The 14692-nt window shown below is 43.2% G+C and carries 18 protein-coding genes and 1 pseudogene; 6 read left to right on the top strand and 13 right to left on the bottom strand.

The window, feature by feature from the left end; genetic code table 11:
* Window positions 1-47: 47 nt before the first annotated feature.
* The 8 genes from ACY8D0_RS23070 to ACY8D0_RS23035 all read right to left on the bottom strand — a co-directional run bounded on the left by ACY8D0_RS23070 (window position 48) and on the right by ACY8D0_RS23035 (window position 6739).
* Complete coding sequence (locus ACY8D0_RS23070; RefSeq protein ID WP_462412793.1) at window positions 48-593, bottom strand: cysteine hydrolase family protein; 546 nt, start codon at window positions 591-593, stop codon at window positions 48-50.
* A 215-nt stretch (window positions 594-808) separates the two neighbouring features.
* Window positions 809-1312, bottom strand: coding sequence for a DinB family protein (locus tag ACY8D0_RS23065; RefSeq protein WP_462412792.1), 504 nt, complete (start codon window positions 1310-1312; stop codon window positions 809-811).
* A 137-nt stretch (window positions 1313-1449) separates the two neighbouring features.
* A complete protein-coding gene (locus ACY8D0_RS23060) occupies window positions 1450-2391 on the bottom strand; it encodes a diacylglycerol kinase (RefSeq protein WP_462412791.1) in 942 nt (313 codons plus the stop codon).
* 256 nt (window positions 2392-2647) lie between these two features.
* Window positions 2648-3571, bottom strand: a complete 924-nt coding sequence (locus tag ACY8D0_RS23055; RefSeq protein WP_462412790.1) for a hypothetical protein — start codon at window positions 3569-3571, stop codon at window positions 2648-2650.
* A gap of 88 nt (window positions 3572-3659) precedes the next feature.
* Window positions 3660-4739 (bottom strand): hypothetical protein, encoded by a 1080-nt coding sequence (locus ACY8D0_RS23050; protein WP_462412789.1) that lies wholly within the window; start codon window positions 4737-4739, stop codon window positions 3660-3662.
* Window positions 4736-5236: an anti-sigma factor gene (locus ACY8D0_RS23045; RefSeq protein WP_462412788.1), complete on the bottom strand. Its 501-nt coding sequence runs from the start codon at window positions 5234-5236 to the stop codon at window positions 4736-4738. The genes ACY8D0_RS23050 and ACY8D0_RS23045 overlap by 4 nt, the downstream gene beginning before the upstream one ends.
* Window positions 5233-5778 (bottom strand): RNA polymerase sigma factor, encoded by a 546-nt coding sequence (locus ACY8D0_RS23040; protein WP_462413156.1) that lies wholly within the window; start codon window positions 5776-5778, stop codon window positions 5233-5235. The genes ACY8D0_RS23045 and ACY8D0_RS23040 overlap by 4 nt, the downstream gene beginning before the upstream one ends.
* A 181-nt stretch (window positions 5779-5959) precedes the next feature.
* Complete coding sequence (locus ACY8D0_RS23035; protein ID WP_462412787.1) at window positions 5960-6739, bottom strand: class I SAM-dependent methyltransferase; 780 nt, start codon at window positions 6737-6739, stop codon at window positions 5960-5962.
* Window positions 6740-6841: 102 nt separating this feature from the next.
* On the opposite strand from ACY8D0_RS23035, the gene plsY reads away from it, so the two are divergent.
* Entirely contained in the window at window positions 6842-7468 is a 627-nt protein-coding gene (gene plsY, locus ACY8D0_RS23030; protein ID WP_462412786.1) for a glycerol-3-phosphate 1-O-acyltransferase PlsY, read from the top strand.
* A 45-nt stretch (window positions 7469-7513) separates the two neighbouring features.
* Here the strand turns inward: plsY and ACY8D0_RS23025 are convergent, their stop codons facing one another.
* On the bottom strand, window positions 7514-8062 hold the full coding sequence (locus tag ACY8D0_RS23025) for a thioredoxin family protein (protein WP_462412785.1): 549 nt from the start codon (window positions 8060-8062) through the stop codon (window positions 7514-7516).
* A gap of 213 nt (window positions 8063-8275) precedes the next feature.
* On the opposite strand from ACY8D0_RS23025, the gene putP reads away from it, so the two are divergent.
* The 3 genes from putP to ACY8D0_RS23010 all read left to right on the top strand — a co-directional run bounded on the left by putP (window position 8276) and on the right by ACY8D0_RS23010 (window position 10617).
* Entirely contained in the window at window positions 8276-9769 is a 1494-nt protein-coding gene (gene putP / locus ACY8D0_RS23020; RefSeq protein WP_462412784.1) for a sodium/proline symporter PutP, read from the top strand.
* A gap of 176 nt (window positions 9770-9945) precedes the next feature.
* On the top strand, window positions 9946-10137 hold the full coding sequence (locus tag ACY8D0_RS23015) for a hypothetical protein (RefSeq protein WP_462412783.1): 192 nt from the start codon (window positions 9946-9948) through the stop codon (window positions 10135-10137).
* Window positions 10138-10170: 33 nt separating this feature from the next.
* Entirely contained in the window at window positions 10171-10617 is a 447-nt protein-coding gene (locus ACY8D0_RS23010; RefSeq protein ID WP_462412782.1) for a YfmQ family protein, read from the top strand.
* 69 nt (window positions 10618-10686) lie between these two features.
* On the opposite strand, the gene pdxR is transcribed toward ACY8D0_RS23010, so the two are convergent.
* The 3 genes and pseudogenes from pdxR to ACY8D0_RS22995 form a co-directional block, all read right to left on the bottom strand.
* Window positions 10687-12123 (bottom strand): MocR-like pyridoxine biosynthesis transcription factor PdxR, encoded by a 1437-nt coding sequence (gene pdxR, locus ACY8D0_RS23005; protein ID WP_462412781.1) that lies wholly within the window; start codon window positions 12121-12123, stop codon window positions 10687-10689.
* A 68-nt stretch (window positions 12124-12191) separates the two neighbouring features.
* A complete protein-coding gene (locus ACY8D0_RS23000) occupies window positions 12192-12728 on the bottom strand; it encodes a DUF1697 domain-containing protein (protein WP_462412780.1) in 537 nt (178 codons plus the stop codon).
* A gap of 104 nt (window positions 12729-12832) precedes the next feature.
* Window positions 12833-13081: pseudogene (locus ACY8D0_RS22995) on the bottom strand (rhamnogalacturonan lyase family protein); the annotation flags it as partial.
* Window positions 13082-13212: 131 nt separating this feature from the next.
* Between ACY8D0_RS22995 and ACY8D0_RS22990 the strand changes: the two are divergent.
* Window positions 13213-13644 (top strand): VOC family protein, encoded by a 432-nt coding sequence (locus tag ACY8D0_RS22990; protein ID WP_462412779.1) that lies wholly within the window; start codon window positions 13213-13215, stop codon window positions 13642-13644.
* A gap of 106 nt (window positions 13645-13750) precedes the next feature.
* Complete coding sequence (locus ACY8D0_RS22985; protein WP_462412778.1) at window positions 13751-14170, top strand: hypothetical protein; 420 nt, start codon at window positions 13751-13753, stop codon at window positions 14168-14170.
* Window positions 14171-14274: 104 nt separating this feature from the next.
* Here the strand turns inward: ACY8D0_RS22985 and ACY8D0_RS22980 are convergent, their stop codons facing one another.
* On the bottom strand, window positions 14275-14454 hold the full coding sequence (locus ACY8D0_RS22980) for an SE1832 family protein (RefSeq protein WP_462412777.1): 180 nt from the start codon (window positions 14452-14454) through the stop codon (window positions 14275-14277).
* Window positions 14455-14692 lie beyond the last annotated feature (238 nt).

Genomic DNA, 14692 nt, shown 5'->3' with positions numbered 1-14692 from the left:
AACTAGTACAGTTATCAACATTATTACCCATCATACCATTAAAGAAACTATTTCACCAGCGCGCCAAGCGATTGCTCAAAGTGCCCGAGGGCCCACTCATGTCCCGCTTGATTAAAAGACGCCACCGCATCTTTATAGACAACAATCTTAAACCCTTTGTTATAAGCATCCACAGCCGTATGAAGCACGCAAATATCGGTGCAAACACCCACGAGGTGGACCTCCGTAATGCCACGTTCCCGCAGTTTGATCTCCAAATCCGTGCCGGCGAATGCGGAATAACGGGTTTTATCCAAGTAGAGCACGTTCTCGCGTTGATTGTTGGCTTCATAAACCTCTTGAAGTGCGCCAAACAAATCCCGCCCCGCCGTTCCACGCAGATTGTGAGGCGGGAATAGTTTCGTTTCCGGATGGCATTGGTCGCCTTTGTCATGGACATCAACGGCAAAAACGACGTAATCGCCCTGTTCAATAAACTCTTTGGTAAGACCCGTGATTTTATCCTCAATCTCCTGTCCAGGCTTGCCGCAGGTTAACGCACCTGCATCTGCAACAAAATCATAGGTATAATCAATGTTAATTAAAGCTTTCATGGACCGAACCACTCCTTTACCCCTGTCATGACTACTGTCTTTTAACTCATTATACACAGGTTTCCAATTTCCGGAAAGGAAAAACAGTATCTGTAGATATCGCTTGGTGAGAGTAAATCTGCACCATCCGCGAGTATTCGCCGGTTATCCGAGAGTTATGGCTGCTTATCCGAGAGTTTGACCGCCTTATCCGAGACTAAAAGTTTTTATAACCATTAAAGCGGTGGATTTTCCACACCTAAATGAACCCAATCTTCTTTTGGGGGTCCATAAACCCCAAAAGGCTTTAACCCTGCTTGACGGATAAGAACGGTTAATTGACCTCGATGATGAACAATGTGTTTAATTAGCCCCATCAAAATTTGAGCATTTGTTTCTTCTCTTCCAAATGCCTTCTGTATTTGGCTCAAAGATTCGTCTGTCCACTGTTGTTCAATAGCTTGGGATGCTTCGTCACTTACTCTTTTAAATGTCTCCGCAATTACACTTGCAGATGACGGAACATTTTCTGCATTTTCAACTTTATTCATGTTTATCCCAAAGAGAGTTAAATAATCTGGGATATTTGTGGTGAAATGCCACGCAATTCTCCCTAAATTTCGTCCTTCTTGGTAAACTTTTTGGGTTAATGAGTCATCGGTTAGACCCTCTAAAACCTTTTGGGTTAAAGTCGCTTCTCGGTCCCACTCTCTAATGAAGTCTGCAATGGTTACATACATTTCCAATACCTCCATGATAATTCCATTGTATTTTTATATTGGAAAACAAATTAAGATATAGGACAGGTATTAAATATCACACTTACCTATATTAAATCGCAAACCAAAAAAGCCCGTCCCTTAGGGAACGAACTTTATTAACTATACCTTGTGCCCGGAACCCAGTCAGTCGGCATGTCGTTTGGCCGAATGTCAGCAAGCGGCACAAAAACCTCTAAGTGGCGGTAGAGATTAACAAATTCGGCCGGCGCCAAGCCGCCATACTCCCCGTCCAAATTCAACTGTACCTTTTCGTCCGATTGAACCTTCACCCGGTTCGCCTTTGTATAAATGACGTTGGGGTCATTCACATGCTCACCGCGTACCGCCAATGAGGCAATCCGAATAAACTCGGCAAGATTGACCTTTTTTAAAATTAATAGAGAAAACAGTCCATCGTTAATAGAAGCGTCAGGTGCCAATTTTTCAAAACCGCCGATTGAATTCGTCAGGCCAACCAAAAATAACATCGTTTCCCCTTCATAAAGCTTCCCGTCATACTCAATGCTCAGATTGGTCGCTTTAATGGAAGGCAGCATTTCAATTCCTTTTAAATAATAGGCAAGCTGGCCAAGCAGGGTCTTTAATTTGCTTGGAACTTCATAGGTAAGCTCAGTCAGTCTGCCGCCGCCGGCAATATTAATAAAATATTTGTCTTGAATCCGGCCAATGTCGACAGGAATGATGTCCCCCTTCGTGATGATTTCGACTGCGGATGGGACATCTCTAGGGATTTGCAGGGCACGAGCAAAATCGTTCGTGGTTCCGGCCGGGATAATTCCCAATTTAGGGCGGAACTCTTGTTCCGCAAGGCCATTTACCACTTCATTGATGGTCCCGTCACCGCCTGCAGCAATCACTATATCATATTGACGTTCTACGGCAATCCGTGCAGCTTTTGTCGCGTCACCGGCACTGGTTGTCGCATGGCAAGAGGCCTCATAGCCAGCCTTCTCCAGTTTTTCGAGAATGTCCGGCAGATGCCGCTTAATCATTTCACGCCCCGAGGTAGGATTGTAAATTAGTCTAGCTCTTTTCATCATCATCATCCTATATCTTGAAATCAAAAACCGTTCTTTTATTCAATATTTTACCAATTGTTGGATAAAGTTACAATGAACCTTGAAGTTTCCCAACATCCATCTCCTATCATAACGGTTTTTTATTTTTTTGCAAAAATTATGTAGTGACTTCATCATAGGACCTGCTATATGCACATTTCTCGTTAAATTCCCTTAAAAAATATAAGCGCCGGTATAGCACGACGCTTCCTAGTATTTGCTGCCTTTTGCTATTTTATTGCGCAGACTGGAGTGTAACTTGAAAGGCGTTCGCAATATTTATCCGGTACTTCCCTTCCCCCGACTGATAGACTGCACTTTTTTCACCAGTCCCTTGTCCCGGTTCATCAGGGGTCTCCGTTACCTTCCATTCACCGGCTTTTCCCTTGACGTCTTCCACACCTACGGCCTCCACTTTCATGTCCTTTGTTTCCGATGTATCGATTAAAACCTGTGATGCACTTTCAATATCCCAATTGTTGACCAGCATGCGCGGCTTTAGGGTGAGCTGATTCCCGCTTCCAATGACCTCCAGCTTCACATCGCTTGGCACCAGGATGGTTGCTGCAACTTCTTGAGTAGAATTGAACGGTCCCAATTTATGGGGCAAAGATTGCACGGTTACATAAAGAGTATCTCCTTTTTCGGTGGCCAATACGTACTCCTCCGCCTTTTTTAAAAGCTTGGTTTGTTTGGAGGTTTGAATCCGATAGGTTCCAAACATAGAGACTTCTCTTTCCTGTGCTGCTTCAACGGTCACATCATATCCCGTGGTTTTTACGACCACCCGTTTAATCGCCCCATCGACTGGGTACGAGAATTCCGGCAGTTCAAATGACCGTTCTTCCCGCGAAAATAACTCCTCCGCTTGGCCGAGGAGGCCGGATGAACTTAGCACCGCAAATCCGATCCCCACAGTTCCTATCAGTCCTACAAAGAAAATACTTAAAAAATCATAACGCAGCACAGGCGATTCCTGACGGGATAAAAACAAGTAGACCAATATTTCTATCCCTAAAACAATTAATAACACCGGCCACCACGCGGTTATGACTTGGAGAAAATTGAACCCAAGAAACCGGGCCATAAACAGAAACAAGCCGAGAAGGACTAACAGGGTACCCATGGAAAATGTTCCAACACGCCAGGTTCGCATCATTCAACAGGACCTCCTTTTCTTTTTCTAAGAAAGTATCCAATTCCTGCTCCAATCAGGATTGCGGCTGCCATACCGATGTTCCGCTTTTTCATGACTTCCCCTCCCTTTTCTGTTTGCTTCCGGATAAAAGCTTGATCCCCCCGCCAATGAGCAGCAGGCAGACGATTCCGGTTTGAATATAGCTTTGCAGCCAATACATGATGTCTGTATTAAAGTATCGCTGAACGATTGGCGATAAAGCCGGCATCAGGATGTTCATCACTAAATAGTACAAACCCATCAGGATTAGGCCGATACCAACCCATTTTTGATGATTAATGAAATAGGAAATAATCGGCGTGTCCTCCAAAGGCTCTTCCCCATGCTTGGAGATTTTTTGCAGGGCATCGAAAAAGCTGTAAAACCAGATAATGGGTATTAAAAACAGGAAGATCCCCAGACGTAACACATCCAAAATATAAACTGAGAACAAGAACGCAGCCATCAGCTGGATGCCGCGGCGCTGCAATCCCAAATATAGATGTCCTGCACCAGGGAAAATCGACAAGAACGTGGCGATGGATTTGCTTTTTTTCCCGTCCTGGCGCAGTTTTTCAAAATCTTCATAGATGGTCTTATCGACCAGTTCCTCGCCGCGCTGTTTTTTATTCACCTGCTGGACGGCATCGAAAAATCCGTAGATCCAAATAATTGGCAATGCGGCCAAAAACACTAGGAACTCACCACGGTTACTGATGACGGCAATGAAAATAATCATCACTGAGAGGCCGATAAAAGTAGCCAGAAGTGTTAGGCCACGGTTCATCAACCCAAGTTGGAAGTGTCCCAAACCAGGAAGAAACGACAACACAATCGTATAAAAACGTTCTGATTCTTGACCTAAGACTGGCACCGGTTGATTTTCCGAAACTTGAGCCAGCAGCTCCCTCTTCTGTTTAGAAATTTGCATTCCCATGTCAATAAAGCTTACTAGATAAACAAACACTCCTGCCAAAAACGCTAATACTGCCACCTCGCGTCCGCCATAGTTTACAAAGCCTGTAACCGTTACGAATGCACAACCCATGACAAAGAACAGGTATAGGACACCTCTGACAGGATTTCCGAAGTAAATATGCCCGAGGCCTGGAAATAACGATAATGTTAAAGCCTTCGTTGAACTTTTCATTTCTTATTTGCCTCCTTTTTTTCTAATGAATCCATCCATGCAAATGTTTTATTCATAACACCCTCGGTAACCGATGGCTTTTTTTCCTGTACGTGTTGTGTTTCAAAAGAGTCCGCATATTTGGCAAGGGTTTGAAACGCTCCTGAAAATGTCAGCAGAAGCGTGGCAGCCGCTGCCAGCAAATAATGGAACGCGGCCCGCTGGTAAAACCGTTTTGGTTTTTTGACCGCCTCCTGTTTTTCCGGAACCATTTCTATTTCGTCGTTCTGCATGGCCACAGGCGCTGCCATTTTGGGCAACGAGGCCATGATTTCATCGGCGAAGCCCGTTTCGTCGGTAAGGAGTGGAAGTGAAGATTCATGTATGGCAATCGCCTGCAGATAAAGCTCTAGACACTGGTCACAAGAATATAAATGGTCTTCCAGCTCGATCCGAGCCGATTCCGTGATTTCGTTTTTTACAAATTGCGTCCATTCATCCGTACTGTAATGTCTCATGAAAAATCATCCTCCTTCCAGTTTTTCTTAATCCAATGGCGGGCCCGGTATAGTTTGGTTTCAATCGTTTTTACTTGGACGTTCTGTTCCTCCGCCATTTCCTGGTAGCTTTTTTCAGCTATATAAAATCCATAAATCACGTCGCGGTAATTATCCGGCAACTCATTGAGTCTGTTTCGGACCAGTCTCCTTTGTTCGTTGTGGATGACCTGTTTTTCCAGACTATCCCGTGTGGTGGCCAGTCCCGGCTGCTCCGTGTCGTCGACCGTTTCCTCCAAAATCCTCGCTTGCTTCCTTTTAACATCGATGGCGTGATTAACGGCGATTCGTGTCAGCCAGGTTTTGAATCCTTGGTTTTGGTATTGGGGGAGAGAAGTGTATAGTTTGATGAAGACTTCCTGGGCAGCGTCCTCTGCCTCCTTTTGGTCGCGAAGGACGGCAAAGACGGTCCGGAACACATCGTTGCGATACTTCTCGACCAGAAGACGAAAGGCTTGGTCGCTGCCTTGCAGGACTTTTTCAATTAAAACGGAATCATCGATAGCGCTCTCCCCCTTTCTTGTTTGATAGTTTCATTTTAATAGACGACGGAATTGACCACTACCCCTACACAATTTTTAATAAATTTTATAGAAGCAAAAAAAATAGGAACATGCTGTTTGATGAGCATGTCCCTAATAGATATCACTAACTGTTGATTAATCGTTCTCGTGTTTTATTCAATTATATTAAACTCAAGATACAAACATTGCATTCATGGGGGATTTCATATGGTTCTTGGTCCGGAAGACAGTCCAATAATTCCTTGACCGCCTGCTCACGGACAGTCCCTTCCATTGCGGCGAACCAAGAAACCGACCGGACGCGATCAACCCACTCCTGTTTGGTAAACCGAACAGAATAATTCAACTTATAGAAATCACGCAATTCAAACCCGTTTTCCTGCCATTCGGCAAACCATTCGACCGGAAACCCATTGATTCGTTGCTTCGCTTCAGCCTTTGACCCAGCCGGCTTCAACCCTCCGGACACATGCTGTGACACAACAGCCAACGTTTTCCGTACAACATCAGGCCCAGTTAAAAATCCAGAATCAATCACAATCAGTTTCCCGTTTGGTTTTAAAATCCGCTTGACCTCTTTCATCGCCTTCTCCCGGTCAAACCAGTGCCAAGCCCGCATGGCGGTTACGATATCAAACTCGGAATCTTTCAATCCCGTTTGTTCCGCTGTAGCTTGCAAATAAGGAATCGTAAAATTTTTTGTTCTATTAAATGCTTTTGCGTATTCAAGTAACTCCGGAGATGGCTCAATCCCGACGATATCTGCCCTTCTCATGGATATTTTCCGGGTCAAAGCGCCTGTTCCCGCACCCAAATCCGCGACTTTTTTTTCATCAAAACGAATATTTCTGAACAGCAGACTCTCCATGAGCGAAACCGGAATATCTTCTCTTGAACGGGCATAACTATTAGCAACTTGGCCATAATCCATTTTATCCATTTTTAAGCGCTCCTTTAAATTTCCAAAACGTGAAAATTCAACAAAATAATACCATTTAACTATGGTAGAATAAAAGAAAAACTTCTAAAAGGAGGTGCAACAATGTTCTGGATTCTGCTTTTAGCAGCTTATGTAATCGGAAGCATCCCCACTGCACTGATTGTCGGCAAAGTCATTTTTGGTGTTGATATCCGCGACCATGGCAGTAAGAATCCCGGTGCCACCAACACGCTTAGGGTTTTAGGAAAAAAGTCCGCCATATTTGTCTTGTTCATCGACCTTGGGAAAGGGGCAGCTGCGGCTTCACTCCCAATCTACTTCAATCTTGACGCCGAACCTTTGTATTTTGGACTGGCTGCCGTCATTGGGCATTGTTTTCCGATTTTTGCAGGTTTTAGGGGCGGAAAGGCCATTGCCACCACTGCTGGAGCCCTTTTAGTGGCCAACATCCCCCTTTTCATCACGGCCTACGTGTCATTCTTCTTAATAAGTTTTTTAACCAAGTATGTATTTTTCGGTTCCATTTCAGTCGGCCTGAGTATGCTCATTTTTGACTTTTTCACGCCAAGTATTAATTCTGAACTGATTTTTTCATTATTCTTTTTCCTTTTAGTCTACCTTCACCGTTCGAATATCCGGAATTTCATTCTAGGGGTTGAGCCAAAAGTGAATGACAAACATTTGCTCAACGACCGGCTTCCGCCCAAACACAGCAACTTTAAAGCTTAAAAAATAACCCCGGCGCTCGCATTTTAGCCGGGGTTTAAGTTTTGATTAAAGTTTCGATATAATACTGGCAGCCACTGTCTGCCAAATGGCGGGGTCGGTTTGATAAGCCTTCCCTAACCGTTTATACAGTTGAATTTGCTGGTTCTGAAAATCAGGGTCATCCTTATCCGGCAACGCCATACGACCTTGATTAACCAGTTCCTGCATTTCAGGCGCGCGCGGTCCCCATTTACCTCTTTCATTGCCATCTTGGTCAATAAAAATAAAAATTGGGATTGCCCGTGAAGTTCCGTTTGTTAAGTATTGGTCCATCAACTCCAGGTTTTGGTCGCGAAGCAGAAAGTGAACTTCGATGCCTGCCGCCTCAGCTATGCGCAACAAGATTGGGTTATTCAACATCGCATCACCACACCAATCTTCTGACAGTACAATAGCCCGCAATTTCTGCTGCTTCAATTCCTCAAACCCGCTTTGATCCTGCTCCGTTAAGGTAAACTGGTTGTAAATTGACAGCATTTCCTCTTTATTTTTGGTCATCGAGTTTATATACTCTTCGGCTGACATTCCTTTTTCAAACCATTCATTTAAATTCATAAACGTGCACCCCTTTCTTTAATCCCATGATAGCGATTTTTCAAAGACCATACAAATTTGGCGCTTACATATCCTTCCATTGTTATCGTACAAGCATATTTTACTATCTTGATACAGTAATTCATTATGTCTGGAAATCTGAACAATCAATTGATAGAATATTGTTTATATAAAAAAAGTTTTTGCAATTATTATTTTATCAGGGGGATGATTATGTCAGATCAAACTTTACAATTGATTTCGATTAGCATCTATATCGCTGCCATGTTGTTCATTGGATGGTATGCCTATCGAAGAACCAGCAATCTTACGGATTATATGCTCGGCGGACGCTCACTTGGCCCAGCGGTAACCGCGTTAAGCGCCGGCGCTGCCGATATGAGCGGCTGGCTGCTAATGGGACTGCCCGGTGGGATTTATGTCACGGGCTTGGCGGATGCGTGGATGGCCATTGGCTTAACGGCCGGCGCCTATCTCAACTGGCTATTTGTCGCTCCGCGATTACGTTCTTATAGTAAAGTATCAGGAGATTCCATTACCATTCCGAGCTTTCTTGAAAATCGCTTTAAGGATCATTCGAAGCTGCTTCGAATTGTTTCCGGTATCGTTATACTTATCTTCTTCACTTTCTATGTTTCTTCTGGAATGGTTTCCGGGGCGGTCTTCTTTGAAAGTTCTTTTAACACAGGATATCACACCGGTCTTTACATCGTTGGAGGAGTTACCGTCGCCTATACCCTATTTGGCGGGTTCCTTGCTGTTAGTTACACCGATTTCATCCAAGGTTTAATGATGCTGATTGCTCTATTGCTCGTCCCGGCCATCGGTATTTTTCACACCGGAGGTCCGAGCGAAACGTTTGAAACGATTCGCGCGGTAGACCCGACTTTATTGGACTTCTTTAAAGGAACAACCTTCTTAGGTATCGTGTCGGCCACGGCATGGGGATTGGGATACTTCGGGCAGCCACATATTATCGTCCGTTTTATGGCAATTAAAACCATAAAGGAAACCAAGAGTGCCCGAAGGATCGGAATGGGCTGGATGATTTTTTCATTGATTGGCACCATTTTTACAGCATTCATCGGTATTGCCTTCTTCCATAATAACCCACAGGTTGCACTGGAGGATCCGGAAGCTGTATTTATTTCTTTGAGCCAGATTTTTTTCCATCCGCTATTCGCAGGATTTGCCTTGGCAGCCATCTTGGCCGCTATCATGAGTACGATTTCTTCACAGTTAATTGTAACATCGAGTGCACTGGTTGAGGATTTATATAAAGTGGTGATGAACAAAAATGCGTTGGATCGGCATCTAGTGTTCTTGGGGAGAATAGCAGTATTGATTGTCGCGATTGTGGCTGCTGCGCTCGCCTTTAACCAAGACAATTCCATCCTGGATCTTGTCGGGTATGCTTGGGCGGGCTTCGGGGCCTCCTTTGGTCCAATTATTTTGCTTAGCTTGTTCTGGAAAAAGACGACCAACTGGGGTGCCTTGTTTGGGATGATGATCGGAGCGGCAACCGTCATTCTATGGAAGAATTTCAACCTTGGAAAAGTATTCTTTGGCGAAAAGCTCTATGAAATCGTTCCTGGATTTATTTTAAACCTGATTGTCGCTGTTGTTGTCAGCTTGCTGACTTATCAGAAAAACGAAGCGATTGATCAAGAATTTGCGGAAAGCGTGCAGTTGGTAAAACAAAATTAATCGTTTGGAATATGGAATGAAGACGTGTGGTTTGGCACACGTCTTCTTTTTTTGATTAACAAGTGGATGGTTTGTTTCAATGCAAATTGGATGGTTAAATATTGGCCGTGTTCTGTTATCATATAGTAGTATAAAAATAGGCCTATAAGTGGATTGGCATAAATTCGAGGTGCTGTATGAATATATTGATTGGTTTGGTGATAGGAATCTTGTTAATTTCGGTGATTGCCACCCTACTAGTAACCGGGAAACCTGATGAAAACTATGGAAGTTCCACGAAAAAAAATACAACAAACTTAACCTTAATATATGCAGTCGTTATTTTCATTGCGTTAGCCTCATTAGGGATCTACATATGGCTGACATAGTGGAAAACACCCAATAAAGGGAGTTGATGTAAATTGGTATGGACCGTGATTGCTATTATTCTGATAAGCCTTGTAAAAATATTGATTACTTGTCTTCCCACCGGTGTGGTTGAATGGATTATGGGCAAGTTTGAAGTCCATTCAAAACTGAGTGAAGCGGATGTCACCATAACCATCGATGGGAACAGCATCGAAGGAGAAGCAAAAAAACAGCTGATTCACGATTTTAACGAGGCGATATTTTTAAAAAGGCAATATATTTATCCGGGAACCGAGGACTCTTATTTATATCCGGAAGGCAGCCAGAACCCCATCGTGATTGATGTGAAAAAAGGCAAAAAAGACGTGAGGTTATTTGTTTTTTGCTACAAAGACCAAGTGGACGTCGTAAAACAGGCCCAAAAGAAAGTAACGGCCTATTGCTTGCGCTCGGATATTATGCAAAAGAGTTCCATGCTCGCAAAAGAAGAATTAGCTTAGAAAAGACAGTCCGCATTGACTGTCTTTTTTTGTTTATGTTTATAACACCTTCAAGTCCCCCGGGGAAACTTAGGGTGAAACCGCTCCAAGGGCATCGGCAAATCTATGTATTCCTTCATGAATATTTTCTGGGTTTTCCCTAGCAAATGTAAATCGTGCGAAGCCCTTCTCCGTCCCCATCGTTGTTCCGGGTACATAGATGACCCCTCTTTTAATCGATTCCTCCAACAATTGCATTTCATTATAATCCTTTTTGATTCTGCACCACAAATGAATGCCACCTTCCGGAAGATGAAACTCCACTTGGTTTTTCAAAAAGGCATGAAGGCTGGCAGCCATTTGATCCCTGCGCTCCTTTAACTGCTTCACCAGATTTCCCATGTGCACTTCGAATTCCTTTGATTCCAAAAAATCATTGGCCACCCATTGTGAGTAACTGGCATGTCCAAAATCAATTTGCTGTTTGGCGTCTGCAAGCCTCTCGATTACCGTTTTGGGGCCAATAATCCATCCTATCCTCAGACCGGAGGCTACAATTTTTGTCAGGGAACTTATATATAACACATTCCCCTGCTCATCCAATGATTTAAGGGTTGGGATTCTTTGGTTTGAGAAACCGGTTAAACTGTACGGATCATCCTCAATAATGGGAATCCCAAATTCAGAAGAAAACTCCAGAATCTTTTTTCGCCGCTCTAAAGACAGTAACGTCCCTGTGGGATTTTGAAAAATTGGATTGAGAAAAATCATCTTGATTCTATGTTTTTTATACAAATCTGTTATATCGTTTGGATCAATTCCATCTCGGCCTACTTTTAAGTAATAGGTTTTGATTCCTGCCGATTGAAAGACTGGCAGATTGTAGTGATAGGAAGGATTTTCGATAGCGACAGCGTCTCCCGGCTTTAACAGGCATTGAACGACAAGATGCAACGCTTGCTGTGCACCAGATGTAACCAATATCTTGGAGGGATTCGTTTCAATTCCCCGAAACTGATCCACGTGATGGGTAAGGGTCTCCCTTAGAATCGCGTTACCTTGCGGATGGTCGTATCCCAAAGTTCCAATAAACGATCGATTGGAAGTAATTTCTCTTAAGGTGGACACAGGAAATAGATCCTGGGACAATTCCCCGCTGGCTAAATTAATTAGTTTTTGGTCTGCCATTTCTTTATGGATTCTTTGCGTGACAGGTAAATTGGGAAGAAACGAACCGGCCTCTATGTACCGATTCCAGCTGGGAATCCGTTTCTTGGCCATTCCCCAAATGTCCTTGCTGACGGTTGTTCCTCTGCCTTGATTTCTTTCAATCAGTCCATTCGATTCCAGTTCGTCATAGGCGGCAACAACCGTACTTCTGTTAATCCCAAGTTCGTTAGCCAATCCTCTTTCCGACGGCAAAAGTTTGTCAGGGGGAAAAGTCCCATCCGCAATGCCGTTTTCAATATATACAGCCAGCTGTTTATAAATTGGTATGTTCGAGTTTCTATCTGGTTTCCAATCCATCTGATACATCCCTTGAATTCATTTTGCTTTTTATCCTTTTTCTTTTATTATCATAGGCAGATACACTTCTATAGGGCTCTTGCCATGGATGCTAGTTTGATAACTGTTTTCCAATTTCGAACCGTTGCCGGAACGCCTAATTTTGGCAGCTTTGCCGCAAGTTTGGAATCCCGAAAGCTATGGCGGAAAAACAAATATACATCATTGTCCTTAATACTAAATTGCTCCTTCTCATTAGAGTAGGCCTTTAATTGGCCAATCCCATCCTGAGAAGGTTCCTCCGCTAAAAAAGCAACCTGCACACTTTCCCCTTCCTTTAGTGCCTCTGTCGAAAATGGGCAGTGACTAATAATTTGTTCCAATTCTTCTTGTGTACGCAAGACCACTGGTACCGGAAAACCGAAGGCTTCTTGTATTTCCTTTTCTAAGCTTTGTCTAAGTGATTGGGCATCCTGATTGGATTCAAATAGCACATTTCCGCTTTGAATATACGTTTTGACCTTCTGTAGACCCAGCCCTTCAAGAAGTCCCTTCAAATCTGCCATTTTGATAATATGATGCCCCCCGACATTAATCCCTCTTAATAAGGTAATATAAACCGTCATGATAGTCCTCCTCCGTTCAACACCTTTTCCTAATATTAACATTTGTTTTAACCTTCCACAAAAATAAAGGGAATCAGCCTGTCAATCGGCTGATTCCCTTCTTCTTATCGAATAACCTCACTGTTGCCGTGCTTAGCTAAATAAATATTTGGCCGTTTTGGGGTCTCCATGCCATAACCAAGGAAGATCTGGTGTGCGGCGGCTGGTTGTAAGCAACGTTCTGCCAGGCAATCCCTAAGCGGTAAACTAGATCATACACCGGCATGTAAATGCGATGTTCCGTTAGCTCCGTTGTGGTATACGCTGCTGTCCCCGGTACGCCATACCACTTCTTCCCGCCAGTTGCCTAACAGGTATCAGGTGTTGGAAAAACAAGAAAAATTGCCTGTGTAAAAAGGTGCTTAAAAACCGAAGCTGGGAAGGAAGGAAAAACAAAAGGGTTTGAAGAAAAGGTTCATATCAAAATTATTTGGGGGAATGGCAATTGGTACTACAAAGGGTTAGCCTGCTAACGATAGGTGCTTATGATTTACCAAAATTAAGGTCATTCTATCAATCATTAGGATGGGAAGAAACGGAATCTAGTTCAGACAGCTATGCTGTGTTTAAAACTGCGGGTGTCATCCTGTCCCTGTTTCCGGTGGAAGAATTAGCGAAGGATGCCGGTGTTGAACTCCCTGCTTCACCAGAAACCTACCGGCCGGTGACATTTGCCATTAATGTGGACACACCGGATCAGGTTGATTCTACCATGGAGCAGATACGGTCATCAGGGGCTATAATTCTGCGTGAGCCTAGCGATGCCTTCTGGGGTGGCCGGACCGCGTATTTTGCCGACCCAGAAAATAATCTGTGGGAAGTCGCTTGGAATCCAGGTGCCGTTTTTGATGAACGGGGAGCCATGATTTCTTTTTAATTGCAAGAGGAGATAGCATCGGTTGTCACTGATGCTATTTTTATTGGAACATTTCGGAAATGGATTCGTCTATATTTATAAAAGACAATCAGGGAGCAGGTATAAGATGAAACGGAGGCTCTTGTTATTATTCCTTTTAACTTTTGGTTTTTCTGTTATCGGATGCTCTAATGAAACTGGAAGCACCCAGTCCCAAAAACCTAATCTGATATTGGGTTCTAAACCTTTGATAATCGAAGAGAATAATGGCAACGATCAATATGTAGAATGGAAAACAATTTCCGATAAAGAAACGATTCATAAGGTATCCACTCTCCTTAATCATGCACATTGGCAGAATGCCGCCGTGTCAATGAATCATCCACCTGACTTAAAAATAAATCATGTTATTCAGATTTGGATTGGACCACAAAAAAACCTTCTTGAGGTAGTGATAGAAGGAAAAGACCAATATGCAAAACTGGCGGACAAGGACTCTGAAATCCTATATAAAATGATTACAGGCAAAGAACTCGGTGATAACTGATCATCCAATTAACAACCCACTAGCGATGGAAAAACAAAAAAAGGTTCGGATGAAGTTTTGCTTCAACTGAACCTTTTTTATTGATCCAGTTTAGATGTCTCTTTCTACTGCAATTCCCGCAACTTTTGATTAAGGATACTTAATTCCTTTTCGATTTCAGCAAGCCGGTTTTCTAACGGTGCCAGGTTTCCCTTCACAAGCTCCATTTTTTCTAGATTATGCTGCAATTGTAAGTATTCGTCCTTCAGCTCTAAAATTTGATATTCAATCTCTTTTTTATTCACTACTGCCTCGCCCCTCCCAGTTCCTGAAACTTCAGTCTTCAAGACTTCGTCATTTTTCACGTCTAGTAGATTTAAACAACCGTTTGTTTAAAATCACTGTTTTTTTGGGATTAAAAGCCTTCCCATAAAAAAGGGAACAAAAAATTTGTCAGCTTTTCATTAAATCGCTGGCAGACCTTGTAGAAGGAGGGGCCATCATCCCTTTTTCGACAAATCCCCTTTCTATTCGAACCTAACC

It is taken from the genome of Neobacillus camarae (assembly GCF_054950115.1).
The sequence above is the reverse complement of the archived record's forward strand: the minus strand, read 5'-3'. Positions and strand labels throughout refer to the sequence as shown.